The 26,546-nt window shown below is 37.6% G+C and carries 24 protein-coding genes and 1 riboswitch; of the genes, 16 read left to right on the top strand and 8 right to left on the bottom strand.

Going from position 1 to position 26,546, the window contains the following annotated elements; genetic code table 11:
* Window positions 1-4: 4 nt before the first annotated feature.
* A complete protein-coding gene (tssD, locus tag R2Q70_RS18995) occupies window positions 5-409 on the top strand; it encodes a type VI secretion system tube protein TssD (RefSeq protein WP_316809127.1) in 405 nt (134 codons plus the stop codon).
* 137 nt (window positions 410-546) lie between these two features.
* Here the strand turns inward: tssD and R2Q70_RS18990 are convergent, their stop codons facing one another.
* The gene (locus tag R2Q70_RS18990; RefSeq protein WP_316809126.1) at window positions 547-774 is read right to left on the bottom strand and encodes a hypothetical protein; all 228 of its coding nucleotides are present in this window, start codon (window positions 772-774) and stop codon (window positions 547-549) included.
* Between the two features lie 540 nt (window positions 775-1,314).
* Here R2Q70_RS18990 and R2Q70_RS18985 point away from each other — a divergent pair.
* From R2Q70_RS18985 to R2Q70_RS18975, 3 genes are all read left to right on the top strand, one after another.
* The gene (locus tag R2Q70_RS18985) at window positions 1,315-2,010 is read left to right on the top strand and encodes a DUF3667 domain-containing protein (protein WP_316809125.1); all 696 of its coding nucleotides are present in this window, start codon (window positions 1,315-1,317) and stop codon (window positions 2,008-2,010) included.
* A 682-nt stretch (window positions 2,011-2,692) separates the two neighbouring features.
* Window positions 2,693-2,758, top strand: a riboswitch (Fluoride riboswitch).
* A gap of 30 nt (window positions 2,759-2,788) precedes the next feature.
* A complete protein-coding gene (locus R2Q70_RS18980; RefSeq protein WP_316809124.1) occupies window positions 2,789-4,093 on the top strand; it encodes a voltage-gated chloride channel family protein in 1,305 nt (434 codons plus the stop codon).
* A gap of 446 nt (window positions 4,094-4,539) precedes the next feature.
* Window positions 4,540-4,680, top strand: coding sequence for a hypothetical protein (locus R2Q70_RS18975; protein WP_316809123.1), 141 nt, complete (start codon window positions 4,540-4,542; stop codon window positions 4,678-4,680).
* A gap of 315 nt (window positions 4,681-4,995) precedes the next feature.
* On the opposite strand, the gene R2Q70_RS18970 is transcribed toward R2Q70_RS18975, so the two are convergent.
* From R2Q70_RS18970 to R2Q70_RS18960, 3 genes are all read right to left on the bottom strand, one after another.
* Complete coding sequence (locus R2Q70_RS18970; protein WP_316809122.1) at window positions 4,996-6,102, bottom strand: hypothetical protein; 1,107 nt, start codon at window positions 6,100-6,102, stop codon at window positions 4,996-4,998.
* A 690-nt stretch (window positions 6,103-6,792) separates the two neighbouring features.
* Window positions 6,793-7,158, bottom strand: coding sequence for a glyoxalase (locus R2Q70_RS18965; protein WP_316809121.1), 366 nt, complete (start codon window positions 7,156-7,158; stop codon window positions 6,793-6,795).
* Window positions 7,159-7,225: 67 nt separating this feature from the next.
* Entirely contained in the window at window positions 7,226-7,795 is a 570-nt protein-coding gene (locus R2Q70_RS18960) for a hypothetical protein (protein WP_316809120.1), read from the bottom strand.
* A 316-nt stretch (window positions 7,796-8,111) separates the two neighbouring features.
* On the opposite strand from R2Q70_RS18960, the gene R2Q70_RS18955 reads away from it, so the two are divergent.
* Complete coding sequence (locus R2Q70_RS18955; RefSeq protein ID WP_316809119.1) at window positions 8,112-9,320, top strand: FAD-dependent monooxygenase; 1,209 nt, start codon at window positions 8,112-8,114, stop codon at window positions 9,318-9,320.
* Between the two features lie 645 nt (window positions 9,321-9,965).
* On the opposite strand, the gene R2Q70_RS18950 is transcribed toward R2Q70_RS18955, so the two are convergent.
* The gene (locus tag R2Q70_RS18950; protein WP_316809118.1) at window positions 9,966-10,436 is read right to left on the bottom strand and encodes an Lrp/AsnC family transcriptional regulator; all 471 of its coding nucleotides are present in this window, start codon (window positions 10,434-10,436) and stop codon (window positions 9,966-9,968) included.
* 276 nt (window positions 10,437-10,712) lie between these two features.
* On the opposite strand from R2Q70_RS18950, the gene R2Q70_RS18945 reads away from it, so the two are divergent.
* From R2Q70_RS18945 to R2Q70_RS18900, 10 genes are all read left to right on the top strand, one after another.
* A complete protein-coding gene (locus R2Q70_RS18945; RefSeq protein WP_316809117.1) occupies window positions 10,713-11,723 on the top strand; it encodes a hypothetical protein in 1,011 nt (336 codons plus the stop codon).
* 164 nt (window positions 11,724-11,887) lie between these two features.
* Complete coding sequence (locus R2Q70_RS18940) at window positions 11,888-12,178, top strand: helix-turn-helix domain-containing protein (RefSeq protein WP_316809116.1); 291 nt, start codon at window positions 11,888-11,890, stop codon at window positions 12,176-12,178.
* Window positions 12,179-12,503: 325 nt separating this feature from the next.
* Complete coding sequence (locus R2Q70_RS18935) at window positions 12,504-13,262, top strand: metallophosphoesterase (RefSeq protein WP_316809115.1); 759 nt, start codon at window positions 12,504-12,506, stop codon at window positions 13,260-13,262.
* A 363-nt stretch (window positions 13,263-13,625) separates the two neighbouring features.
* Window positions 13,626-14,180, top strand: a complete 555-nt coding sequence (locus R2Q70_RS18930) for an RNA polymerase sigma-70 factor (RefSeq protein WP_316809114.1) — start codon at window positions 13,626-13,628, stop codon at window positions 14,178-14,180.
* Between the two features lie 39 nt (window positions 14,181-14,219).
* Entirely contained in the window at window positions 14,220-14,861 is a 642-nt protein-coding gene (locus tag R2Q70_RS18925) for a hypothetical protein (RefSeq protein ID WP_316809113.1), read from the top strand.
* Window positions 14,862-14,872: 11 nt separating this feature from the next.
* The gene (locus tag R2Q70_RS18920) at window positions 14,873-16,075 is read left to right on the top strand and encodes a DUF4374 domain-containing protein (RefSeq protein ID WP_316809112.1); all 1,203 of its coding nucleotides are present in this window, start codon (window positions 14,873-14,875) and stop codon (window positions 16,073-16,075) included.
* Window positions 16,076-16,165: 90 nt separating this feature from the next.
* Window positions 16,166-18,550 (top strand): TonB-dependent receptor, encoded by a 2,385-nt coding sequence (locus tag R2Q70_RS18915; protein ID WP_316809111.1) that lies wholly within the window; start codon window positions 16,166-16,168, stop codon window positions 18,548-18,550.
* A gap of 32 nt (window positions 18,551-18,582) precedes the next feature.
* Window positions 18,583-19,785 carry a DUF4374 domain-containing protein gene (locus R2Q70_RS18910; protein WP_316809110.1) on the top strand — a complete coding sequence of 401 codons (1,203 nt, stop codon included), beginning with the start codon at window positions 18,583-18,585 and terminating at the stop codon, window positions 19,783-19,785.
* Window positions 19,786-19,798: 13 nt separating this feature from the next.
* On the top strand, window positions 19,799-20,920 hold the full coding sequence (locus R2Q70_RS18905; RefSeq protein ID WP_316809109.1) for a PepSY-associated TM helix domain-containing protein: 1,122 nt from the start codon (window positions 19,799-19,801) through the stop codon (window positions 20,918-20,920).
* An 11-nt stretch (window positions 20,921-20,931) separates the two neighbouring features.
* Complete coding sequence (locus R2Q70_RS18900) at window positions 20,932-23,424, top strand: TonB-dependent receptor domain-containing protein (RefSeq protein WP_316809108.1); 2,493 nt, start codon at window positions 20,932-20,934, stop codon at window positions 23,422-23,424.
* A 145-nt stretch (window positions 23,425-23,569) separates the two neighbouring features.
* Here the strand turns inward: R2Q70_RS18900 and R2Q70_RS18895 are convergent, their stop codons facing one another.
* Both R2Q70_RS18895 and R2Q70_RS18890 read right to left on the bottom strand, forming a co-directional pair.
* On the bottom strand, window positions 23,570-24,088 hold the full coding sequence (locus R2Q70_RS18895; RefSeq protein WP_316809107.1) for an RNA polymerase sigma factor: 519 nt from the start codon (window positions 24,086-24,088) through the stop codon (window positions 23,570-23,572).
* A gap of 221 nt (window positions 24,089-24,309) precedes the next feature.
* Window positions 24,310-24,939 (bottom strand): nitroreductase family protein, encoded by a 630-nt coding sequence (locus tag R2Q70_RS18890; RefSeq protein ID WP_316809106.1) that lies wholly within the window; start codon window positions 24,937-24,939, stop codon window positions 24,310-24,312.
* Window positions 24,940-25,041: 102 nt separating this feature from the next.
* Here R2Q70_RS18890 and R2Q70_RS18885 point away from each other — a divergent pair, with 102 nt between their 5' ends.
* Window positions 25,042-25,404, top strand: a complete 363-nt coding sequence (locus tag R2Q70_RS18885; RefSeq protein WP_316809105.1) for a helix-turn-helix domain-containing protein — start codon at window positions 25,042-25,044, stop codon at window positions 25,402-25,404.
* A gap of 602 nt (window positions 25,405-26,006) precedes the next feature.
* On the opposite strand, the gene R2Q70_RS18880 is transcribed toward R2Q70_RS18885, so the two are convergent.
* A complete protein-coding gene (locus R2Q70_RS18880) occupies window positions 26,007-26,195 on the bottom strand; it encodes a hypothetical protein (RefSeq protein ID WP_316809104.1) in 189 nt (62 codons plus the stop codon).
* Window positions 26,196-26,546 lie beyond the last annotated feature (351 nt).

Raw genomic sequence — 26,546 nt, 5'->3', positions numbered from 1 at the left:
AAATATGACGACAGTATTGAACAGTGTATCAGCATCTATCTCAAGATATGATGAAGACCTTACAACTACGCCAGCATCAGCCAACACAAACGATACGGTTGCAACCAAAACCCCTCTGGCATTAACAAACTACAAAAGCGGTGTATTTTATCTTAATCTGGATGCGAAAAACCTGCCTGATGAAATACTCAAACTAATGGCTGCTAAAAAAAGTAATTTTGATGGGGAAATTACTATTAGCGACAGCTATGGGAAATTGCCTACCAGAATTATAAAATTTTTTAAGGCATCACTATGTAGCTTTTCAGACCAATACTCTTCATCATACTATGGCGATTCCATCGGCAATATAGCAATTTCATTAAGTTGTAGTTCAATCTCAATAAATGGAATTATCATTGAGCAGTAATAATGTTACTGTACTGCGAAGAGATGTTTACACGTATATAATTCAATGTGGAAAATGTCGGTACAAAAGGATCTATCAATTCCTTCTGGTATCAAATAACTCTATTTTAAATACTTGAAAGCTACTTAAAATGAACCTTATTTCTCCAAGATTTCAAATCCTCCATACATCGTCATATCGGCAGTATGCCTGATTAATAGATTCAGTTTTAATTTCTGTATAATCTGGTTGGCATAATCAATTCCGTTATGGATATTAGTAATACCCCTCACTTCTATGCCTGACTTGAGGATTTTAAATTTACTAGGCTCAAATGCATCAATAAATTTCTGTAGTTCAGGATTCACGTATTTGCTGCTGCTCATATCATAATTTATAAGTAATACGATATGGCGGCAGATTTGTTTTAAAAATAATTGGCATTTGTCGTCCTCTATCTCTGAAATGATTAAGTATTTGCTTTGTTAGTATCACGGAAGACTGATGCGTAGGTTGCATCCTGCACCAGTTCTGGAAAGTTTTTTATACAAGAATTTTTATTTCGAGCAAATGATCATTTAGCAGGTTTTGATCTGCTTTAATTTGAAAACATTTTGCATCACCTCCCATCTGATCATCAACATTATTATCGAAGCATATTGTCTACCATATTTCAAAAGTATCAGTAGGTTTTACTTTCCAATTCTTTGTAAGCAAAAAAAAATCGGTTGGTGTCCTGATTATTTGCTTTATATTTGCTGTATTAAAAATGATAATCAAACCAATATCAAGAATATGGGTTACAGCATGAAAAGGTTTCATAGACAATGACTGTTAACTCGACCAAGCTAAATAAATTCTAAACAACTAATCTTCTAATCTTCATTCAATTACTACAAGTGAACTGTGTAAGCTGTCATAGAGAAATGGATTCAAAATACTGTCCGGACTGTGGACATCCATCGAGTATTAAAAGAATAGACCGCAAATACATCATCCATGAAATCGAACATGTGCTGCATTTTGAACGTGGGATTTTGTATACGATTCGTGAACTCATTTTGAATCCTGGCGAAAATATCCGCAAATATTTATCTGAGAATAGAAGCAGATTAGTGAAACCTATTATATTCATTATCGTAACTTCATTAATTTATACAATTTTGACCCATTTGTTTCATATTGAGGATGGATATGTAAAATATCATGAGGTTAATGATGGAACGGTAAGTACCGTGAGCAAAATAGTAAAATGGATTCAAGAACACTATGGATATGCAAATATCATGATGGGTATTTTCATCGCTTTATGGTTACAGCTTTTCTTCAGAAAGTTTAATTACAATTTTTATGAGGTTTTAATCATGTTATGCTTTGTTATGGGGATGGGAATGCTCATATTTTCGGTATTTGTAATTTTGCAAGCAATAATGCACTTTAATGTAATGAGCTTTGCTGGTGCTTTTGGAATTTTTTATTGTGTTTGGGCAATCGGACAATTTTATTTTAAAAGTAAAGTATCAAGCTACATTAAAGGATTTTTTGCATACATTTTGGGAATGGTTACTTTTTGGATTTTCCCGGTAATAATTGGAATAGTTATAGATGTTGTAAGTAAATAATATTTAAGAATGAAAAATAAACTTGGTTTCAACTTTTTCTTTGCAATGATTGCTTTTACACTTGGATTAGCATTAATTCGCGAATTTGATTTCAGGACTCTTAAATTCAATAATACGTTGCTCGGCATTTTATATTTAGTGGTCTTTATCATTTCAGTATATTTAATATTCAAAAGTGAAAACAATAAAACTAAAATATAGACTGTTTTATTTTCGAATGAATAAAAAGATGATTTGATTCCTTGGATTTTTTTGGGTTCAACCATCGCTCACAAAAAATTAGCTGCACGAGATGACAATGCCCTGGTAAGCGAAAACCTACAAATTCTAGAAGTCGAGAACTTTTGCTCTTTTGTTTGGATTGTTACAAATAATATGCTTGTTAAAGGTTGAGTTGCAAGTAGCTAAAAAGAAGTAAAAGTTTTAAAATAAGCGATTAAGATCAATAGCTACTTCATTGTCCGGCTGATAAATGATTACAAATAACTTATTGATTGAGAATTGCTTGTAAGGGTGACAAATCAATCTTGTCAGTGTTCGGACATAAATATCGTTATCAAAATATGGAGGTTGTTTCTAAGGTAGGCCATCTTCTCCATACACACTTGATCCAAACATCTACAAAACTCCTCAAGTGGATGTAAAGTCGGGTAGATATTGTTTTTTTTCTTATCTTTGCGTATGAAAAGAAGGGAATGGTGTCTCCCTTACCCAACCGCTTTAAAAAGCTAATGGCGCCTGATTGAATTGAATGTACAACATTTAGTCAGGATATATTATGCGTCATTATCAAAAAACGAAAGGGCAGAGATCCCTTATTAAAGCAAATTCTTTTTTCAGAGCTTATCCATCCCTTTTTTACATCATCAAATGGTTATTGATCAGCCTTGCTATTGGTGTCTGTATTGGAACCGCGTCCGCATTATTTCTAAAAACATTAGGCTGGGTTACGGAATTGAGAGAAAATCACCTTTGGTTAATTGCCCTTCTTCCGATTGCGGGGTTTGTAATAGGATATATTTATCACAGGTTTGGTAAAGAAGTAGAAGCGGGTAATAATCTTTTGATTGATACTATCCACGATCCAAAAGAAATTATTCCTTTTCGGATGGCGCCTTTCGTTTATCTAGGGACACTTACAACCCATCTATTCGGAGGTTCTGCAGGAAGAGAAGGGACAGCAATACAAATGGCGGGATCTATTGCAGACCAGTTTACAAGGCCGCTGAAGCTTTCCCCACTCGAAAGAAAATTCTTAATAATTTCTGCCATTGCCGCAGGTTTTGGTTCCATATTTGGAACGCCATTGGCCGGGGCGATTTTCGGACTAGAAGTCTTTCTGATTGGCAGACTCAAATATGATTCGATTTTTCCGGCATTTGCAGCCTCCATCACCGCGGATTTAGTAACTAAACTCTGGAAAACTGGGCATACACATTATCATATCCCGATCATTCCTGATATTTCTTTTTTAAATGGTCTTTATGCCATAATTGCAGGGATAGCATTCGGACTCTGCTCCGCTGTTTTCAGCAAAACTATTCATCGCGTGTCCAGACTTTTTAAAAACAAAATTTCTTATCCACCGTTACGTCCTTTTGTTGGGGGGATTTTAGTTTCAACAGCTGTTTGGGCTTTAGGGACCACGAAATATATCGGTTTGGGTATTCCCACCATCGAAGCTTCCTTCGAACAGCAATTGCCAGCTTATGATTTTGCATTGAAAATGATTTTTACCATTGTCACATTGGCCGCAGGGTTTAAAGGTGGTGAGGTAACCCCCTTATTTTTTATCGGTGCTGCATTGGGAAATGCATTGGGTTACTTTATTCCTTTGCCTGTGGGACTTTTGGCAGGAATGGGCTTTGTAGCTGTTTTTGCTGGTGCCACGAATACTCCGTTGGCTTGCAGTATTATGGCAATAGAGCTTTTCGGAAGCAACTGCGGTGTTTACATTGCTATTGCCTGTGTAGTTGCCTATTTATCCTCAGGTCATAACAGCATTTATGGTAGACAAATGATAGGTGAACCAAAACACAATAGGTTCGTAGGCTTCACCGGAAAAAGATTAAATGAACTATAAAATCGAAATCATGAACACTGAAAATTTATCTATTGTAAGAATATATTTCAGATTTGGACAATCAGTTACGGGACAAGGCTTTTCGAGGAAAATCTGGAGTCATAATCTTAGCGACTACCTTTTAAAAAAGGCGAAGCTAAGTGCTATCAATCAAGCCATAATTTTACTGCAAAAAAAGGATATTTGAACAATGGCCGTATTCAATACCATACTTCCGAAATCCCTTCATCTGATAATTCTGTTTGTTTAGAACTGATAGATGAATCCAATAGATTAATGTCCTTTTTTATTGAAAATAAAAAAGAGTTACAGCAAGTCTCTTTGATATTAATGAATGATAAGTTTATCGATAAAACCTCAATTATAGGAGGATAATTGAATAATGGTAATTTTGAGAAAAATCAATCTGAAGATTCTACTCATTGACAATATTACTGAAAACGGCTTTGGCCCTCCAAAGAACTTTGGTTGAACACGGATTTGGTGTTGATGGGGCGGGAAGTGGTGGAGAAGTTCTGATGACGGCCTTTAAAAAATATGGTCTGGTCAATCCTGATGTGCAAATGCTCGGGATGGGAGGGATTTGAGCCCGCAGAATTACCATAGGATATGTCATACCTAAAAACATTGCCATGCTTTTTTATTCGCAGTTGGATAAACAGATCATATTGACACCATCTTCCTGCCAATGAATTTGTTGTATAGTGTTGCTTTTATGCATTGTTTGACAATTGGTAGAAAGGGGGCAAATTAATTGGTTTGTGCACTAAGTGCACTTCGAAGTACATTTTATTTAGATATTAAAAACATTCCAATCAACTGCATGTTGATTTACGGATGCTGATCCATAGCCTAGATTTCTACGAGCTTTGTTTTCCACTTATCAGCACGTTTTACTGGACTTAGTTCAATTTAGGATAAAAATCATTGATATTATTGGTGTAGATGCAGTAATCCACGGCTGAATTCCAGAATTCAATATTTTTTAGTTCAGGAGCGCCGTCAGGTACAAGCATGATTGAACGTTTTCCTTCGATTGTTCTCTTGTCGGAAATGCGGTTATCTAGGGCAGTGTCGAGATAATAGAGGTAATCATACACAAACTCGGTGTAACCCCGTTTAGAAACCTTATCATAACTGGAGATTTTTACCTGCTCGTAATGGTGGCTCAGTGCCTTTTGAAATTCAACCGCATTTAAAGGTTTACCGTTTAGCATTGGCATTACATTAAACTGTCCATCAATGAATATCCATTTCTTTAGGTCTTTCAAGTAGACCTCTGTGGCCACGTGGCCAGGAGAGCTTTTTCTGTACTCAGCATCCTTGGTCTTCAGGTAGAGTACCCTGGATGGAAATCCATATGCGGTAAGCTGATCCCGAAGCACGATGGCATAGGCAAAACAAGGGAACCGTCCACCTGCCTTAGCCTCATTTAGAATCGAGATGCCAGTGATGCCCTTAGGCGTATTCCCACCGTCGTGCTTCCACTGGTGGTGAGTCCAGTTAAGTATCGAAAGAACGTTTTCAGTATCGCTCTTGTTGTCGTCGATGAGGTGTGCGATCGGATAGTAGGTTCTTAAGGAATCGAAATAGGCATGGTCCTTTTCCTCGAAAAAGAGTTGTACATCTTTTCTTTTAAAAGCATTAGCATATGATATCTTGTCCCAGCGATAGGCTGAGGCGGTAATAAAGGTATGAGCGGGTGGGGAATCTCCAAGCTTCACGTAAAATGATTTTGTCTCTCCAGGCTTAATGCTGAATCGAAGGCTATCCTTATCGGTTCTGAAAGCAAAACTTTCATGTTTTCCGTAGAGTGCCAAGCGCAAGCTATCGCGTTCAATTTGAGGGGATATCCGCCAGCGATTTTCGTACCAATCATTCCCGATAGATATATCCGCACGCTCGGAAGAGGCAAGTAGCAACTGTTTCTTATTGAATTTTTGCTGACTGAAAGCCTGATGAGCAACGGCTAGAAATAAAATTGAGACGGATAAAATGGATGTTTTCATGAGCTTGATCTAATCTCCGAAGTTAATAAAATACATAAACCAAATCACTCGTCTTATAAAGAAGTTACAGAGTTAGTGTTGAAAGGTACTTTTTCCCTTTGAACATCTTTGTTTGGGTATTTTCTATTTCGAAAAAGCGCTATAGGAGTGGCTAAGAACTCGTGAGGTAAAGATGAATATAATGTAGTGGCAGATACCTTCGTTTTTTTGACTTTTTTATTTGCCATAATTGGTCAATAAAAATTGTAGCCAAATGACAAATTTACGTTAAGGTCGATGAATCAAGAAAGAATGCTTCGATTATCCATAAATGAAATAATGTAAATTATTGCTAATCTTTGTTGCAATGTTATGGCAATGAGGGGGCAGTTGGATCGGTCTTTCTTATTATGAAACATTATAGAATATTGCAATTTTTGTTAAGTATTTTATCGCAGTACCAAGGTATGCTTGGATAAACCAGAGCCCATGGACTCCTTCTCGCTGGAAATGAATTTGCTATAAAGTTTTGCTTTTGCGTATTTTAGAGAATTGGCATAAAGTGGTGGAATTAATTGCTTTATGCAATTAATATTAATATGTTTTTAATATTCAAAAATTTGTTACAGTTGGTCAGTTGACTACGGAATTTGGAGGTCAAAGCTACCGAAATCTTCACCTTGTGAATAGGAATCTATTAATTATTACAGGCTAATGGTTAAATGCCCCAAAGTGCCAAAGAATTCCTGATGGATCATGGAGAAAGAATTCCCTTCCCCAATGTTCTGTTCGAATCGGAGTCAACTTTACCTCGGGATATTTTGATTTTAAACCAAGGATAAATAAATCATGGTAAGTCTTATCTAAGTCTTTTACTTCAAGAAATATCATGGTATTATTTACCCAGTCTTGGACAAAAGCGTCTTGAAGGTAAAATCCAATTTTATTATGTTGAAAGAAGGACATCTTAAATCCAAGCTTTATCTCGCTAAATCCAAGGTCCTGATAAAATTCTCTTGACTTTTGAAAATCTTTTGAGCCGATGAATGGGCGGATTGAAATTGCATTGTACTCCATATATTTGATTGGATTATATTATTTGACAAATATATTTCACCATCTCAGTAATTACACTTGATTGAAATCAATAAAAACTTTTGCCACGGAGAATTATTTCCCTAACCCTGCTAATGGTTTCGGGAGTAATTTTGAGATAAGATGCAATCATTTTCAGCGGAAATTCTTGTAGTAGCTGTGGTCTGGTATCTAAAACATAGATGTACTTTTCTCTCGGCGTTAATGCATTATCGAATAATGCGATTCTTGAAACAGCCGTATTTATGATTTTGTTTAACTGTAGAAAGGATAGCGATTGTCCGATCAGATAATGAATGGATTGAATGCTAAGCTCAAGAACGATACCTCCAGAATATGAAGTGATAGTACTGTTTGCAGGTTGCTGGGTAAGAAAGCTTCCGTGGTTTAAAACCCACTCATTTTCCGGATGAAGATCTATTATGATTTCAACTTTTTCTTCATTTTTAATATGCTGATAGAGTGAACCTTTTAAATTGAAGAATACAGATGCAGCAATATTGCCTTTCTGAAGCAATATTTCATTTTTATTAACATACCGAAGCTTAATCTCCTTTTCAAAAAGTAGCCTTTCCCAGTCATTAAAAAAGCCAATAGTATTTAATACATCTGAATACACATCGCAATTTATAAAAAATCAGTTTTTAAAAATCATAAAAGATATATTTTCTAATCTTTTCAAGATTCATCGCTATAAACTAGATAGTCAATGATAGTTTGCTTTATTGAAAAATTACATAAAGGGTTAAATCAAAAACTGTGATGCTCATAAAAGTCAAACTTAGCAAATAAAAGCCACCGGAGTCCAATTGCTTTTGAGAGCGGAACGGGTCGGATATCATTCCAATTCGCAATTGACCCAGGGAAAACTATTGCATCTCTGTTTTGTTTAAAAGCATGTTTGGGTGAGCTAACCTTGAATATTAGACATCAGCATGGAAAAAACGAAAAAGATACTTATCTCAGGCGCTAGCATTTCAGGACTGACGCTTGCTTATTGGCTTATTGAATACGGTTTTGAAGTGACTGTCGTCGAAAAGAATCAGGGACTTCGTCTTGGCGGACAAAACATTGATGTCAAAGGTCCTGCATGGGAGATTGTACAGCGAATGGGACTGGACAGAAAGGTTGTGGCAGCCACAACCACCGAAGTGGGTATCCGTTTTGTAAATACCCGGAACAAAACTGTTGCAGAATTTCCGAAGGATAATGCGCTGAGCATGACCCAAGAAATAGAAATCCTTCGGGGAGATTTGGTTGAGCTGTTATACGAATCTGTTGAAGATAAGGTAGAGTTCCTATTCGGAAATCATATTACTAAAGTAAGTGAGACGTCTTCAATGATAGAGGTCAGCTTTCAACACGGTGAAAAAGCCGGATACAGCCTACTGCTAATTGCAGAAGGTATCGGCTCGCACACCCGGCAGCTTGTTTTTGGAAAATCCATAAATTTCAAATATCTCGGACTTTACAGTGCATACCTTACAATCAAAAAAGTTAAATCGGATTCCCGCTGGGCAAGATGGTGCAATACCGAACGGGGTATAGTATTCCTTATTCGTCCGGACAACCATGGTAAAACAAGGGCATGCGTATTTTTTCGCTCTCCGGAACGCGGCTATGAAAAACTCAGCATAGAACAGCAGAAAAAATTTCTTATTGATAAAATCAAAAGCGTAGGTTGGGAATCTGATCGGATCGCAAAAGAGATTGAAACGGCTGAGGACCTTTATTTGGAAAGGGTGAGCCAGGTGAAAGCAAAATCCTGGTATCAGGGGAGGGTTGCGATAACAGGTGACGCCGCCTATTGCGCAACACCCATCTCTGGGAAGGGAACCGATGCTGCCATAGCTGGAGCATATATTCTCGCTGGAGAACTTGCTATCGCAGAATCTTATGAGCAGGCGTTTTTTAACTATGAAGCCCTGATGAGACCCTATATAAATAAGATACAAAAGCGACCACCCGGAGTTCCAGATTTGGTTTATCCGACATCGAAGTTTGGAGTCGCCATTCTCAATACCCTATTTTCCATTGTTGCTAGTCCGCCGGCTAAATTTATTACTAGTCTCTTCGGTAAAAATAAATCTAAACCGAGAAAAGAAATTGACTTGAAGGACTATTCCAAAATCATAAGGAATTAGTCAATATGTTCCCTAATGACTCCCTCGATGAATACTTTAAAGATAAAGGGCAATTGCAGTATATAATGAGCTTTGGGTGAGTAGCGATTTTTCAGTTCAATATAGATATCCTCAGTGGAAAAGCCTTGTAGGTGGGATAATCCACTATTCGAGACAAGAGATTCGCACGGAATATACACATTTTCAAATCTTACCGTAACCGCTATTTTCAGGATAGTGGGGACCTTAAGCAGTATTGGAACAATACCTTTGAAACCCGCATGGTTAAACTCAACCTGAATTATAACTTCTGGGGCACGATCAAAAACACCAGAAAAAGCAATGGGGCAGAGGATGAGAAGAAACGCGGAACGATCAGTGAAAACTAGACAAATCCGACCTTTAAAGGCTGTATATTTTTTTCAAATAGGCTCGATATCCTTCACACCAGGCTACAGAAAATAGAGCATCTACATATTCAAAAAGGGATGGAGAAATACTTTCCTAAACTTTTAAGGTGCATATCAACACCTTACTATGGCATTAAGAGATCATCGGCAATTTAATTTTTGGTATGCCTAAAGACTTGCAAGAGTAAAGGGAATGTTCATGCCCGGAAATGAAGCCGCCGATCTTAATTTCAGTATATACCGATGAAAAGGGTTATTAATAAATCTTATAAGCAGTAAGCCTTTTACTTTGCGATAAGACTAAAAAGCTTTGGATAGTACCCACCTGTGGATGTATTGCAATTCGATCTCTTAGAAAATCATTATAAGCAATCATGTCTGAAGTGGCTATTTTGAGCATAAAGTCAAAATTTCCCGTGATATGGTAGCATTCCATTACCTCTTCATGCAAATTCATTTCCTGCTTGAAGTGCTCGATGTCGCTTTTGCTGTGCGATTTCAATTGAACGAGAGGAAAGGCAACAAAAATGCTTTTGATTTTTTGCGGATTTACCAGCGCAACATACCTATCTATAAACCCTTCTGACCTTAGTTTTTTAACTCGCTCGACAATATTTGTTTTGCTCCGATTAAGTTTTCCGGCAAGTTCCTTGTAAGTAAGCTCCCCATCGAGCTGGAGCAGGTTTAACAGTTCAGCATCAACTCCATCTAATTGATATTTATTCATTTGGCAAGATTATGACTGGTTAGACAGCGCAAAACTATTAAAATGTAAATGAATCGGTGTAGGCGAAAAATTAAATCCAGTTATTTTATACATAAATAATTGCCCTATGGCCTCTAACTGGGAAATGATATTTTGTCGGCGGGGATTTTTATTTAATTAAAGCCAATATAATTTTGTTTAACACGCTGTAAAAGTAATTTTGACCATTGTGCACTATATGTTTTTTGATTGATTTTTTACTGCTGACTTTTGTTCCAGTCAAATGAAAAATCTATTATGGGGAATCAACAAAATCATGTGCCCAGTCAGGAGCGGTTTGAAACTGACAAACTCACTCATATCGTTTCTGGTGCGGGTTATGATCAGCGTGCTAAGAATAAATTATTGCGCATTCAGACTCGGGTTAGCACACTTTTAAGTGTTCCTTCAGATTATCATATTCTGCTTTATGATCTTAACCAAATCGGAGGAGTAAATATTTTTCGAGCACTGAAGCTGAATGGAAATTCCCGCTGCGGTTTTGTTGATGCCGGCTCGCGGTCCTCCCTTGCGATATCGAATGCAAGAGATTATCATGAGGTAGAAATAATCGGTTCTTCCAGGGAGTCAAATTATAGTTATGTTCCAAATGCTGACTGGATACCTTTCGACATTTCTTTTCTTCATTTTACCTCAACCAACGAAAAAGAGGGGAACAGGAAAACCAGATTTCCTAAGATTAAAATTCCGCTATTACTGGATATGTCTTCAGATCTGTTTTCAACCAAGGTGAGGGTGGAGGATTTTTCAATGATATATGCTGTGGGCAATAATCGGATTATACCGGATGATTTGTGTCTTGTTATTGTTCAGAATCGCTTTTTAACCAATCGAGGGTATAGTTTGCGCGCGGAACCGGGTTTGGTAGGAAAGGGAGGACAATTCGTTCAGGGGATTTTTGCGTCGATGTTCCTATTTGACCACAATTTGCGTGAACTGGAAAAAATGGGGGGAATAATTGAATATAAGAAAAGATTTGAAGCACGCTCTGGAATGCTATATAAGGAAATTGAGCGCAATTCGAAATTTTGCTGTTCAGTTAACCCGCAGGACAGGGCTGCGACTGCAGTCAGATTCTCCCTTATAGCTGCCGATGACATATTACCGTTTGCGGTGCGTCTGGATACCGATAATTTCAATGTTATCATCCGGTGTTTTCATGGTGAATTCTTGGTACTAGTTGAAAAGTTTTCACAACAGGAGATGCTGAAGTTGATATGCTTGATGCAGGAGTTCGAATTAAAATAGTTTTTACAACCCAGTCATCATAAATACATTTTGCTGTGATTTTTGAAAAGAAATTAAATTTTATAGTAGTTAATCGTTCAGTTAATGATGAGAATAGGCCGGTGGATGCCGGCCATTCTTGGTTCCATAAATTCCTAGAAGTAAACAAGCTGATTTAATAAAATATGAAAATAGACGTTATAACAAAAGAAGACCTGGCTGATCTCAAAATGCAGCTCATCGAGGAGATCAAAATACTTTTGCAGCCTCAAAAAAACCTGCATAAACAGTGGCTTCGCAGCGCGGAAGTGCGAAAGATGCTGAATATTTCGCCTGGAACTTTACAAAACCTGCGTATCAACGGGATGCTTCCCTTTACCAAGGTTGGGAGCATTGCCTATTATGATATAATAGATATTGAAAAAATGATGCAGAAAGGAGGTTCAAATGTTCAACTTGTTAGAAAAACTAAGTGATTTTTTAACTGTAGCAAAAAAAAATTTTTTGTTGGAACGCACCCATTTATGTCTCTATACGTCGATATTGATAATGTGTGAACAACAAAAAGCCGGGAATACTATAGAAGTGAGCCGAAAAAAGCTAATGTGCTTATCTCAGATTAAATCCAATGCAACCTATCACAAGTGCATCAGGGAACTGGTGAACAATAAGTACATAACCTATTTGCCATCCTATCATCCAATTCATGGTAGCCAAATTGTTATATTGTGAGCCAGGGAGCAGTGTTTGGATTGCAACCGAATCCATTTAATATTAGATAATCTTTATTCCTTCGTCAATATGATTTTTCAATACGCTTCGGATTTACATTTGGAATTTCCGGAAAACTATGATTACCTCATGCAAAATCCTATACAGCCTCAAGGAGATATCCTGATATTAGCTGGAGATGTCGTCACCTTTTCACAGCTTGAAAAAAGAATGGATTTTTTTAATTATCTCTCTGATCATTTTGAGCAGGTTTATTGGCTGCCGGGCAATCATGAATATTATTATAGTGATATCTCCAGATGCCAGGGAAGCGTTAATGAAGAGATAAAAGATAACATTTCTTTGGTGAACAACGTAAAGATTTCTGTTCCAGGCTCAGACCTCATATTTTCTACAATGTGGTCCCATATCAGCCCAAAAAATGAGCGGGAGATTGGCGAAAGTATTTCTGATTTTTATGTGATTCGTAATAACGGCGGCATTTTCAGACCTGCAGATTTTACTGGTTTGCATACACAAAGTGTGGAATTTATCGAAGACCAACTTTCTCAGCAAAATGGACAAAACAAAATTGTGATCACTCATCATGTTCCTACACTAATCAATTATCCTGCAAGATTTGTTGGAAGTACACTAAACGAAGCATTTGCAGTAGAACTTAGTGGAATGATTGAGAAATATCAACCAGCTTATTGGATATATGGACATCATCATGAGAATATCCCTGCTTTTAAAATAGGCCAGACATTGATGCTTACCAACCAATTGGGCTATGTAAGAAGAATGGAACACGGTGGGTACAGTCCGTCCAAGATATTTGAAATCTAGCTGAGCAAAAGGGGTTTTTTCTGCAGTTTTGCAGAGAAGACCTTCAACTTATTATTTGACTGTAGATTTCGGCTTGACCATGCTGTCCCGTAGCCGATTGACCAGTATCAAATTATATACGAATTATCTTCATAGTGTTATTAATCAATTTGTTGAGAGGGACAGTTTGAACCGAAACACTTTGACCCTGAATTTTGAAATGAGTTGATCACTGCTAGCAAAATTTCCAATATCGCTACAATAAATTACTAATCGAGCATATAATTGTCTGCTATTTATAATTAATCTAAATTGATTATATTTGCCTGCACCAACATTTTGATAAATTTGATGGTGCCGCGAAAACTCCAAGCAATCTCTGTAATGAAAATTGATCATGATAATTTTAAAAAAGTATATCTGCTTTATTGGGAGAAAGTTTTCGCGGTCTGCTATAATAATATCAAAGAAATTGAACCTGCCAGGGGCATGGTACAGGATATCTTTCGGTCCCTATGGGAACGAAGGTCTGAGTTAGAATTGGAAAATATAGAACACTACCTTATTCGTTCGGCCAAATTTAAAACCTTTGAATTCATCCGCAACAAAGCTACAAGGCAAAAGCATACCGAATTTCATATGATGGATTGCCGTACAAATAGCAACTGCACAGAAGAGCAGGTATTATTTAATGATTTAAAGGAAAAAGTCGATGATTTGGTAGATACCTTACCCTGTCAATGCAAAAGGGTTTATAAAATGAGCCGGGAGCAGGGAATGAGCAATAAAGAAATTGCTGACTTATTAGCCATTTCCGAACGTGCGGTAGAATATCATATCACCAAAGCAATGGGTAAACTCAAAGTAGGCCTGATTAATATTCAACTTTTCATGCTTGTTGTTACGGCAATTCAGCAGTTACGCTACTTCTTAATATAAACGATAATTTATTTATGTTTGTTATTGGGAGATAATAGGATGAGCTCGACACATGTTGATAAAGAACTTCTTGAAAAATACCACTTGGGATTTTGCACAGCTGAAGAGAAGCAAAGAGTGGAAAAATGGTTATTTAGTGCAGAAACAGATGATCTAATGCTGTCAAAACCCGAAGCCAAATTTCATAGAGATGAGATGTGGGTTAACATCAAGACTATAATGGATACGGGGAATCCAGCTAAAACAAAAAAGTATTTCATGTGGAAAGGGGCTATCGCTGCTTCCATTGTATTTGTCATTCTTAGTTTGGGTATGTATTTTCTTTTTATAAGAAGTGTGAGTATTGCGCCGGAGTCTTTCTCCTACCATAATTCCATGCAGGCAGGGGTAAAGCATGTGGCAGCTGAAGAGTATAATATTTCCATCGGACCACAGACCAATGCGCAAATTCATACAGGCGGCGTTATCGATCTTTCAGGCAGCATACTGATCTCACCAAAAGAAGACATCAGCCTTACTTTTAAAGGGACGCAAAAAAAAGTTACATTAAAGAAAGGACAAACTTATATCATTCTGAATAGCGAAATAGGTGCAAAAGGTATTATAGTAGTGAATGATAGAAATCTTTTGGATCTCCCGCCAATTATGCAAAAACAAATTTCTTCTCAATTTGGTATTTAATTTTACGCTGGATGATTCACTTTAAAGATTTCTTGCTTTGCATTTTGTTAACTATGTTGTTTTCTGGTTGTGCCAAAAGGGACAAAAACATATCAGGTAAATATAGTTTTTACATTTTATCGAAGGGCAATAAAGAGTTGATTATAACAACAGATAGCCTAAAGGGTGGAGTACTAAAACCAGAAAACGAAGGTGTATTATTGGATGGTGCGGATATGGATAGAGATATTATTGTTAAAGATGGATTTATTTATCATCTGAACAGAAAAACGGCTCAGTGTTCCAAATCTGTTTTAAGCACCGATAGCTTAACTATCGATGGGCAATTACTTATAGATGGCTTTTCTCTTGAAAATTACAGTTGGGTAGGGAAGGATAGTTTACTCTTGGTTGGTTTAAACAGCAATAAATATAATCAGGTAACTTACCGTTTGCTCAATGTGAAAAATATGAATTTGCTCCGGGAAGGTAATCTACCAATACCTAAACCATCTGGTAAGTTTAAATCAATTTCTGTAGGTTTCACCAAAATCAAAGGCCAGTCTATATTTTTAGGCTACACCTATCACTTTCCGGTTAACACATCCGATTATTCTACTAGTGACACCATGTATGTCTCGCGTTTGAGTTATCCTGATATGCGTTTATTGGGTACCGATAAAGATTCACGGTCAACCTACCCCGGTGGGTTGAATGCCGTACAAAACTATTCCTTTACTGATGAACAGGGTGATTATTATTTCATGACCTGCCCCGGGATTGCCCTTGGAAACCGGCCAGACCTACCAACAGCAATTTTTAGAATTAAAGCAAACGATCTTCACCTGGATAAGAGTTACTTTTTTAACATTTCTGATTCAAAAATCGCAAACCATGCCTATGGCATGTGGAATTTGGGCAACAATGAAGTGGTGATCAGGTCCGAACGAAAAGATCTTTTTACTGGTTTGGGAGACCATTATAGTGCCGCTCATTTTGAATTTTATGTGTTAAATTTAAAAACAAAAACAATCAGCAAGCTCAATCTCCCGCTGGATAAAGGTACTAGACGGGAATGCGTAATGGTTAAAGACGGCATTGCCTATATTGCTGTTAATTCGAGCAAAGAGGGTAACTATATCTGGCTGTACAACATTAAAACAAAATCTTTAAAAAAAGGGCTTCAGCTCGCTGGAGACACTGATTTTATTTTACGTATTGATCAGATGAAATAATCTTCTCATTTTATTTTAATTTTTTTTTATTTCGACCTTCGGTAAAACAGGTTTTGTGCTACTACTCTCCAAATGCACAACACTAAAATCATGTTATACGGAAAAAATTTACTCTTACTCTTACTCACCCTCGCTTCATTCGGTGCTTTATCACAAACCAACTCCTCCATCTCTGGGACCATAAAAGATAAGAATGAAGTGGTCAGTGGTGCCACTATCCAATTAAAAGAAATCAAAGCCGGTGCAACCTCTGACCAATTCGGCAATTTTGAGATCAAGAATGTTCAACCAGGCACTTACACACTGCTGGTATCTTATCTGGGTTACATTAAACAAACAAGAAACATAGCCGTACAGGCAAACCAAAGCCTCAAAATAAATTTTTCTTTAGAGAAAGATCAAAATCAGTTGAATGAGGTCGCTGTAGATGGTAAAACAAAAACGCAGCAAATAAAAGAGTCAGCTTTTTCGGTGAACGCTATCGACACTAAAAAGCTGGCAAATACCACTGCTGATTTAAATCAGATTCTAAACCGAAGTACAGGAGTTCGGATAAGGGAGCAAGGCGGTCTGGGTTCCGATTTTAAGTTTTCTATCAACGGACTATCCGGCAAGCAGGTGAAATTTTTTATCGATGGGATTCCAATAGATGTCATGGGTACAGCCATGTCCCTTAACAACATCCCGGTAAATCTGGCTGAACGTCTGGAAGTTTACAAAGGTGTGGTACCTGTTACCTTAGGCGCCGATGCCATGGGTGGTGCAGTCAACGTGGTCACTAATCAAAAAGCAAGTAATTATCTTGATGTGAGTCATAGTTATGGCTCCTTTAATACCAACCGTTCAGCATTAACGGGTCAGTTTGTAGATAAAAAGACGGGTATTATTGTTAAAGCGAGTGGTTTTTATAATTCATCTGATAACAACTATATCATGAAAAACGTGGAAGTCGTTGAAGGTGGGACCCGTATCGGAAATTACATTGTCGATCTAAATGGTGCTGAATTTGTGACTAAGGATGTAAGGCGTTTTCATGATAACTACGAATCCTTATCGGCCCAGGTGGAAGCAGGTGTGACCAATAAAAAATGGGCTGATGTTTTGTTTCTGGGTGCCGGTTATAACCAGGCCAATCAGGATCTGCAGACAGGCTTCGATCAAAATATCGTGTATGGTCAGGTAAGGAGGGAAAGTAAAGCCAGAAGTGCTACCTTACGTTATAAAAAGGATAACTTATTTACTGAAGGCTTAACTTTAAGTGCCTTTGTAGCCAGGTCAAAAGATAAATATTTAACCGCTGATACGGTAAAACGCACTTATAGCTGGGATGGAACCTATTTCGATAAAGGCTACTCTGAAATGGGGGGGATTTTAGCATTGGCTCACATCATCAGACCACGTACCTATGCGATGGGCAATCTGAGCTATGTGATTAATGATCAGCATTCTTTGAATCTAAATTATACCCTGGACCATCTGAAAAATGAGAATTATAATGAACTGTTGACAGACCACGATGCAACTCCGGGTGTATTGAAAAAGCAGATCGCCGGCCTTGCCTATCAACAGGATTTGTTAGAAAAAAAATTAGTTAACACCGCTTTTGTAAAATATTATCACCTTGGATTAAACCGGCCCAAATACATCAACCAAGTGTACACTTTGATGGATACCACCTTTAGTAACCTGGGTTATGGCGTTGCAACGCGTTATAAAATAACGCAAAGTCTTGGAATAAAAGCCTCTTTCGAACATGCTTACAGACTGCAGGAAGCTGAAGAAATGTTCGGCGACGGACTCAACTTACAGGGTAACCCTGATCTGAAACCTGAAAGCAGTGATAACATCAATCTGGGTGCGTATTATAGCTTTAAATCAGGGAAAAATTCATTTTTTATCGAAGCATCCGGATTTTACCGTGATGCAAAAGATTTTATTTTTCCGGTGCCGGATGAACGTTCTAAACTGCTAAAAAACAGAAACCAATCCAGTGTACGTATTACCGGCTTTGAAACAGAAGTGAGGTATGCCTATGGTCAGTTGCTTAATTTGAATGTCAACTTAACCTATCAAAATGCCATCAATACGACGAAATCCGGCTCAACAGAATCTTACAATGTCGAAGGGACGTACCTGAATAAAATTCCCAATCAACCCTGGTTATTTGGAAATGCAGACTTTAGTATTGGTCAAAACGATCTGCTAGGCAAAAATACGCGATTGCAATTTAACTGGTTTACCCAATATGTCAACTGGTTTTACCTTACCTGGGAAGGTAAGGGGAATCCGAACGGAAAGTCAGATATCCCTACACAATTTATCCAGAATGCATCCCTGAGTTATTCTCTTCAGCAGGGACGTTATAACATCTCTGCGGAATGCAGAAATTTAACAGATCAGTTGGCTTATGACAACTTTAGGTTACAAAAGCCGGGCCGATCATTCTCAGTAAAATTCAGATATTTCATCCAATAATTAAATGCAAATCACCACATATAAGTTCTAAAATGAAAAAAAATACCTACCAGATTATAAAATTTCTAAGCCTTGCTTTAGTGACTGTTTTTACAATAGGTTGTGAGAAACGTAACGAAGGCATAACACAAGAAGGCACCAAATATTCTGCAGTTCTATGTGTAGGCAGCTGGCCAAATACGGCATATTACATTGCCGGTATCCAGTCATTGACCAGTGGCACGCTAAGTTTAGCTGGTAATGGCGCCGAGATGACCGGGAAAGTATATGCCCAGGATGTCATTCAAAGAGATGGATTTTACTACCATGCTAATGCAAACAGCGGACGCCTTGGGAAATACCATGTAGAGAACGGCGCGCTTCTGATTGACAAGGAAATCCCTTTCTCCTGGTTGAACTGGAGTTCATATGCATGGGTGGATAACAACACGTTAGTCATTTTTGGAGATGGAAATAATGAGGCCCGTTATGCGGTAGTCAAAGTGGATAAAATGACCATAAAGACCGGAAAACTTTCTTTGAACGCAATACCCAAAGGATTCGATGGCTATAATATTGGCTTTTCAGAATATAGGAATGGAAAACTATTTTTAGGTTATGGTTATGCTTCCATGGACTGGAGTAAGTATCCGGTGATGCCTGTTTATCAGGAAGCTTTGATAGCAGTGATTGATTATGCAACTATGACGGTTGAAAAGTCTCTTTCTGATACACGCACTACTGGTCTGGGTGGACCAAATGTTTATGCACCATCTTCTTTTGTCGATGAAAACAATGACCTTTATTTTATCAGCGATCCGGTAAATGTTTACGATTATAAATCGCCTTCGGTAATGTACCGGATCAAAAACGGCAGTACCGAAATCGATCCGACATACTTTTTCAATTTTTCAGCAGCTACCAACAAAGAAATGGTTCCTGCAATGTGGTATATCGGCAATGGAAAGGCCATTGTACGTTCACGTATTGCCGGCCAGTCAATTGATGCCGACCATTATTTCTGCATTATAGACGTGAAAACGGGTGGTTTTATCAAAAAATTAGACTTGCCGGCTGATAAGGGTGAGCGTATGGTAAACGGCGTTATTGTCGAAGATGGAAAAGCGTTTATAGCGGTAAATGCTGCCGATAGGGATTACATTTGGGAATACGATCCGGCAACCGACAAGTTAACCAAAGGTTTAGAATTTGTAGGCGGTATAGACTACATCCTGAGGATTGAAAAATTAAAGTAAGCGATTGCAGATCATGACATTTAAAAAAATAAATGCCTGGTTGCATTTATGGCTTGGCCTTGCTTCAGGTATTGTAGTATTCGTATTAGGTATTACCGGCTGTGTATTGGTTTTTGAGGTAGAAATTAAGGACTTAACCAATTCCTGGTTCAATGCAAAGCCCGCTTCATCTACCCAGGCCATATTAAAGCCATCCATTCTTTATCAGGCAGTGCAAAGCGCATTGCCTGGTAGAGAAATCGAATCGGTTTGGTATCATGGTGAAAATAAAACCGCACACTTTCGTATCCATGAAATGGATTCGGTCATTTATGTGAACCCTTACACAGCTGAAGTAGTTGCGATTGTCAAGGAACATGATTTTTTTCAGTTTTTTAAAGATGGACATTACTACATGTGGCTTCCACAAAAAATTGGTCATCAGGTTACGGGCTGGGGTACGCTAATTTTCTTTTTGCTAACCATTAGCGGGCTCATTTTATGGTGGCCAAAGAAATGGAACAAAAGAAGCCGTGAGCAAAGTTTCAAAATTAAATGGTCAGCCAGGTTTAAACGCCTAAATTACGATTTGCACAATGTACTGGGGTTCTACTCCCTTATCGTTGCTTTGATATTTGCTTTTACAGCATTGATGATGAGTTTTGCATGGTTCAATAATGGCGTTTTTTGGCTAGCAGGCGGGCAGAAAACAGAGCGGGTAAAAGCATTATCTGATACAACAAAAATAATTCCAACCAATGTACTGCTTCAGGTGGACAGGGCCTGGACAAAGGGGGTGTATGAAATTGCAGAGCACCACCCATTTGAAATTATATTGCATTATCCTGAAACCCCTTCGGATGCCCTTTATGTATGCACGGATATGTATCGGGGAACCTGGCGGGATGTATATCTCGATCAATATACTTTAAAAGAACTTCCGGCATCAGCCAAAAGATTGAGGGATGAAAATTTAGCGGCCTGGATTAGAAGGTCAAATTATGGAATACATGTTGGCGCTATTGGTAATTTGACTACCAAAATTATTTTCTTCTTAGTGAGTTTAATATGTGCCAGTCTACCCATAACAGGTTTTTACATCTGGTGGGGTAAGAAAAAGAAATCTAAAAATAAGAAGGTGCAACCAGCACCATAAAGTCTAATATTATGAACGATTCATTACACGTTGCAACAGGTGAAAAACCTGTTTGGGGAAAGCTTTTGCCTTATGTTTTACTGTTTTTAGCCAGTTTTTTATTTACTACAAAAACATTTCCACAAGCAGAAAATAGCATTACCGGAACAGTTATCTTGGCCGATGGAAATCCATTGGAATATGCCTCGGTTGCACTTCAAAACGGGGAAGGAAAGGCAATAAAAGGGACGCTAACCGATTCATTGGGAAAGTTCAAATTTTCGGCTATGGCGCATGGCAGTTATAGAATTCATATTTCAAGTATGGGCTTCATTTCTCACCATAGTCAGGTTTTTAACCTATCTGAGCAGCGCAGCGGCATACATTTCGGTCAGTTAAAGCTCCTTGAAGATATCCAGACTTTAGATGGAATTACTATTTCGGTCAGGAAAAATGTTATTGAGCAAAGCATGGATAAGATGACCATAAATGTTGAAAATAGCATTTTATCAGAAGGAAACACAGCCTTGGAATTGTTACAACGGGCACCAGGGGTAAAAGTAGACGAAGATGGTAAGATATCGCTCAAAGGCAGGCCAGGAGTAACTGTAATGATCAATGGCAAACTTACGTTTTTATCGCCGGCCGAGCTGGCAGTGTTATTAAAGGGAACCAATTCATCCTCTATTTCCAAAATAGAGATAATGGATAATCCATCAGCAAAATATGATGCTGCTGGTAATGCAGGTGTTGTCAACATCGTGATGAAGAAAAACCAGGGAAAAGGATTAAATGGTTCAGTTGCTATTAATGGCGGTGCGGGCAGGAAGGCGCGATATGGGTCCGGATTTACTTTAAACTATAAAAATCGCTGGTTTAATGTTTACGGAAGCTACAATTATGCCTATCGAGGCGAGACAGAATATTTAGATTTCAGTCGCAGATTTTATGATAATGGCCAGATCAACGGGAATTATAATCGAATTTCAAATCAGCATACTAAAACAAACGAGCCTTTGAACACTAATAATTTTAGATTGGGGGCTGATTTTGATATCAATAAATCCAGTTCGATAGGGGTTCTGGTAAATGGCAATGTCGGAAAATACCTGCACGATAGTAAAACTAGTAATCAGCTAAGTGCTTTCGATGGTCGTTTGATTAGTCACTTAAAAACGACAAACTATGACAAACAAGGCTGGGAAAATATCACCTATAACCTCAATTATCAACATAAATTTAACAAGGAGGGCAAAGAATTTACTGCGGATGTTGATTATGCCAATAATTCATTTACTTCAGACCTAAATCTGGATACCTATACCTCGGCGATGACTGGAAATCAAAATGAAGTCTTCACGAGCAGAAAAGGTTATGTACCGGCAAAAACAGATGTATATGTTGCCAAAGCAGATTATGCAGACCGATGGGGAAAGGCGTTAAAGTTTCAAACCGGGTTAAAGAGTTCCATAATCACTTCGGATAACAATTTGGTTTATCAAAACCTGAATCAAGGGATTTATGAATACGATGCCAGCAGCAGTAATTATTTTATATACAAGGAACAAATTCACGCAGCCTATCTAAACTTTGGTCAGGAATTTAAAAGCTTTAGCGTTCAACTCGGTTTGCGTGGCGAATATACCAACACCGTGGGCAATCAAGTGACCAGCAATCAAACGTTTAAACGAAATTATTTTCAATTGTTCCCAAATATTGCTATTGCTAAATCTTTTCGAGATAATAATCAATTGCAGTTTGCGATGAGCAGGAGGGTGCAGCGGCCAGATTACAGTGATTTGAATCCATTTCGTGTTTTTAGAGATCCATTGCTGTATTATGAAGGAAATCCGAACCTTCGGCCGGAAGTGACCCAGAATTTCGTCATCAGTCACGTGTTCAAAGGAAAATATACAAGCGCTCTCAACTACAGCAAAACAAAAGATGTGATGACCTGGATTACCGGTCAGATTGACGCAATTAATACAACTTTTGAAAGTCCTCAGAATTTGAAAAATCTTATTAATTATGGCTTCAGTTTCACGGGGCAGACTGATTATTTTAAATGGTGGAGTGCGACTAATTTCTTCAATGTTTACAGAAACGAATACAATGGCGAAGGGGAGATTGGCGTTTTTTCAAACAGCATGACCAGTTTTAGTTTCAATAGCCAAAACTCGTTTAAAGCTGGCAAGGGATATTCATTTGAACTGAATGGATATTTAAATTCAAAATCAGTATATGGCACAGGAATTGAAAAAGCCTATTATGTAATTTCTATTGCAGGACAAAAATCGTTATTGAAAGATAAAGCAAATGTCAAACTATTATTAAATGATGTTTTTCAATCGAGCCAGTTTAGGAAGATTACCCGTTACCAGAATATTGATATGAATAGTCATGTAAATGTTGACGGACGTCGATTAATCCTTTCATTTTCATATCGGTTCGGAAATCCATTCGCCGTTAAGGAAAAAAAAACTGGAAATGACGATATTCAAAATCGCGTTAAAGGGAATTTTTAATTCTATACGGTCATTAACTACAGCTAAAATATTGTTAATTGAAGAACGACCGCTTTTCTTCTTAAAATAACCAATAATAGAAGGTATAGAAAAATAACACAATATTCTGTATTTGACCACTTCGCATCTAAATGTCTTGCCCAGTTTAATTGCATTGACTACTACGGTAAATCTGCAATTGTTTTTTTAGGCGTTTGCGGGCCTCGTGGATATGAGTTTTGACCGTGCCTATAGGCAAATTAAGCTCTATGGCAATCTCATGATACTTATATCCCTCCACGTAACGGACAAAAGGGGCTGATAGCGTTTCAGGTAAATTACCGATTGCTCGTTTGATGTCACGCATCGCAAACCTGCCATCGACCTGGTTATGCGTTGCGCTATGCATCAGATGAACTGAGGTAAGTTCTTCTTGCTGAGAGATTACAGACTGAGTTTTTGTAATTTTACGGTAGTCATTAATAAACGTATTGCGCATAATGGTATATAACCAGCCTTTGACATTCGTACCCTCTTTGAATCCTGCCGAAAATCTAATAGCCTTTATCATAGTTTCTTGAATGAGGTCATTGGCATCATCACTATCCTTAGTGAATTTTAAAGCAAAAGTGCTGAGCATCGTTTTGTGCTCATTGATCATTTGGGCAAATTGGAGCTGGTTCATATCTTAAATATAAAGTTTAGCCGGTTACCTCAGGCCTTGTATAGGACAAATGACAATTGTATTTGTTTGAGTTGAAAAAAATCAGCAGCGATTAAATTACATTTTATTGCATTGCGCACATATCATCATTGTTATAATTTGAATACTATCACAAATAAGAGGTCACATGTGCGTATGGTTAAAAAACCCATTTAAAGATCAATAGTTAGTTATGTTATAAATTACTTTATTTTGGTTGAAAATTCATCAATTGCCAGACGTACCTTATGCATGGATGCAAGATGATCATTGTCAGCATCACGGTAACCCAGCGATAAAATCACCGTCGCATGAAGACCTTTTTCAGATAATCTTAAAATCTGATTAAATTTTTGAGCATCAAAGCCTTCCATAGGGGTCGAATCTACTTTGACTGCAGCGGCTGCTACTAGTGCTGTTCCAAGCCCAATGTAAGCTTGCTTTTCTGACCATAATGCATGTTGTTCTGGAGTCTGGGTGGCGAAGTGGGAAATAATCATTTCCTTTAATCCATCAAGTGCCCCACTATCCAAACTCCTTTGTTGTTCCATCATTGTAATATAATCGTTTATATATCCTCCTGTAACTTCATTTAAAGAAGCAAAGACCAACAGATGAGAAGATGAATGAATCTGTGCATTAAATGAACCTTCCGCTAACTTCTTTCTGAGTTCTGTATTAGTAATTACAAATAGGCGGTAGGGCTGTATACCGCATGAAGATGCGCTTAGATTTATTGCTGCAATAATTTGGTCAATTTTGTTTTCACTTACCACTTCATCCGAGTATTGCTTAACTGCATAACGCCATTTTAAATCATTGATTAATTCCATTTTTTTTTAATTATTTTGGTTGGCAAAGATAAACTCGTAAAGTGTATATTTGTCACCAGGTGACAAAAGTTATGGTGACAAAGGAGTAACCAGGTGAATGATATGAAACAAAAATTTGATTTGGTAAAGGCATGCAGTGATAAAATACTAGCCATTAGCGATACCATGGAAATTCTAAGCGGGAAATGGAAAGTATCAATTATTGCATGTCTGTGTTATCAACCAATGCGGTATTCAGTACTATTGAAGGAGGTTAAAGGGATTTCGGGAAAGATGCTTAGCAGAGAATTAAAGGATTTGGAAATGAATCAATTGATTGAACGCAAAGTACTCAATACCGCGCCTTTTGCTATTGAGTATCGGATAACTGAATATGGCAAATCGCTTGAGCAATTGACCAATACTATCTCAGATTGGGGACTCAACCATCGTCGACGAATCATTTCTGGTATGAAATTGGCATAGGGCCAATGAACACGTCAGATATTGTCTTTATTTATCAGCTGCGATAAGCTATACTTGATATTGACGCTGAATATTACTAACTCTCTTTCATCACAATATGCTAAAATTTTGCTCACTGTGTATAAGCGATGTAAAATCTAGTATCGTATTCCATCATTGCTGTTCCCGGATCTATCTATAAAAGTGTTGATTAAAGCAGTCTGAAATATGGATAGATCAAATATGCTAGATTGAATAAATAACGTCACAGATTTCGATTATGTTCTTTTCCTGAACTCAAAGGGCAAAAATTAATATATATAGAAATAAGCTTATACCATATTCTTTTGGACGTGCCGGTCCACTTTATCGGAGATTTCGTTAAGACTGATCAACTTATTTCGGAATTTAGGGTAAATGTGTTCCGGTTTAGACTGACCAGCACAAAAGGCTAACAAATAATATGTTAGTGATAAGTTGTCTCTTTTGTTAGAGTGGTCAATTTGACACGGAATCACTTGGTCAAGATAGCCGAAATCTCCAGGTTGAACCTTAATTAAACTTGAGTTCCAAATTTTTGAAAGAGATAAATTGAAAAGGAATTTTACTGCTTAAGAAAATAGTTAATCATCCGAAAGGTTAATTACCCATTTTTTCAGTGTCACTTTCCTCGCTTTCCGCTTAGCTCTAATTTTTTTCTTTTTGTCAATGACTTTTGGGATTAACTTTTCTTTCTCTTTTCGCAATTTCATCAATCTACCTAGTTCATCATATTCTGTCATCTTAGTGTCTAATTCTGCAATTCGCTTCAAATCGGCAATAAATTTATCGCTTATCCGAACCTTTGTCGACCCGTAACAGGGCAGGAGATTTAAGAATCTTTTGCCCTGTTTTTATTTTCCTCTAAATTTTACTTATTAGGTAATATACTGAAAATTTCGGTCATGATCGCACATCAGTGCACAAATACCAAACTCTGGGAACAAAAGCCGGGTGCACAGTTTGCACCGCAATCAGGTGGCTACTATCCCTGAAAGCCCCAACCTGGTGCCAGGTTCATATTCTTAAATTCATAACCATCTATAGTGCCTGAAACCTTGATGTTTCCCCACTTGCACTTAATGTCCTTTGGATCTGGGATAACAATGTTATAGGTTCATGCG

Origin of the sequence: Pedobacter agri (genome assembly GCF_032678665.1) — a bacterium.
GTDB lineage: Bacteria > Bacteroidota > Bacteroidia > Sphingobacteriales > Sphingobacteriaceae > Pedobacter > Pedobacter agri_A.
This window is presented reverse-complemented; position numbering and strand designations above follow the sequence as displayed.

Coding starts and splice junctions, on each gene's coding strand:
- tssD (WP_316809127.1), top strand. CDS start 5: ATGACGACAGTATTGAACAGTGTATCAGCATCTATCTCAAGATATGAT.
- R2Q70_RS18990 (WP_316809126.1), bottom strand. CDS start 774: ATGAGCAGCAGCAAATACGTGAATCCTGAACTACAGAAATTTATTGAT.
- R2Q70_RS18985 (WP_316809125.1), top strand. CDS start 1,315: ATGGATTCAAAATACTGTCCGGACTGTGGACATCCATCGAGTATTAAA.
- R2Q70_RS18980 (WP_316809124.1), top strand. CDS start 2,789: ATGCGTCATTATCAAAAAACGAAAGGGCAGAGATCCCTTATTAAAGCA.
- R2Q70_RS18970 (WP_316809122.1), bottom strand. CDS start 6,102: ATGAAAACATCCATTTTATCCGTCTCAATTTTATTTCTAGCCGTTGCT.
- R2Q70_RS18965 (WP_316809121.1), bottom strand. CDS start 7,158: ATGGAGTACAATGCAATTTCAATCCGCCCATTCATCGGCTCAAAAGAT.
- R2Q70_RS18955 (WP_316809119.1), top strand. CDS start 8,112: ATGGAAAAAACGAAAAAGATACTTATCTCAGGCGCTAGCATTTCAGGA.
- R2Q70_RS18950 (WP_316809118.1), bottom strand. CDS start 10,436: ATGAATAAATATCAATTAGATGGAGTTGATGCTGAACTGTTAAACCTG.
- R2Q70_RS18945 (WP_316809117.1), top strand. CDS start 10,713: ATGGGGAATCAACAAAATCATGTGCCCAGTCAGGAGCGGTTTGAAACT.
- R2Q70_RS18940 (WP_316809116.1), top strand. CDS start 11,888: ATGAAAATAGACGTTATAACAAAAGAAGACCTGGCTGATCTCAAAATG.
- R2Q70_RS18935 (WP_316809115.1), top strand. CDS start 12,504: ATGATTTTTCAATACGCTTCGGATTTACATTTGGAATTTCCGGAAAAC.
- R2Q70_RS18930 (WP_316809114.1), top strand. CDS start 13,626: ATGAAAATTGATCATGATAATTTTAAAAAAGTATATCTGCTTTATTGG.
- R2Q70_RS18925 (WP_316809113.1), top strand. CDS start 14,220: ATGAGCTCGACACATGTTGATAAAGAACTTCTTGAAAAATACCACTTG.
- R2Q70_RS18920 (WP_316809112.1), top strand. CDS start 14,873: ATGATTCACTTTAAAGATTTCTTGCTTTGCATTTTGTTAACTATGTTG.
- R2Q70_RS18915 (WP_316809111.1), top strand. CDS start 16,166: ATGTTATACGGAAAAAATTTACTCTTACTCTTACTCACCCTCGCTTCA.
- R2Q70_RS18910 (WP_316809110.1), top strand. CDS start 18,583: ATGAAAAAAAATACCTACCAGATTATAAAATTTCTAAGCCTTGCTTTA.
- R2Q70_RS18905 (WP_316809109.1), top strand. CDS start 19,799: ATGACATTTAAAAAAATAAATGCCTGGTTGCATTTATGGCTTGGCCTT.
- R2Q70_RS18900 (WP_316809108.1), top strand. CDS start 20,932: ATGAACGATTCATTACACGTTGCAACAGGTGAAAAACCTGTTTGGGGA.
- R2Q70_RS18895 (WP_316809107.1), bottom strand. CDS start 24,088: ATGAACCAGCTCCAATTTGCCCAAATGATCAATGAGCACAAAACGATG.
- R2Q70_RS18890 (WP_316809106.1), bottom strand. CDS start 24,939: ATGGAATTAATCAATGATTTAAAATGGCGTTATGCAGTTAAGCAATAC.
- R2Q70_RS18885 (WP_316809105.1), top strand. CDS start 25,042: ATGAAACAAAAATTTGATTTGGTAAAGGCATGCAGTGATAAAATACTA.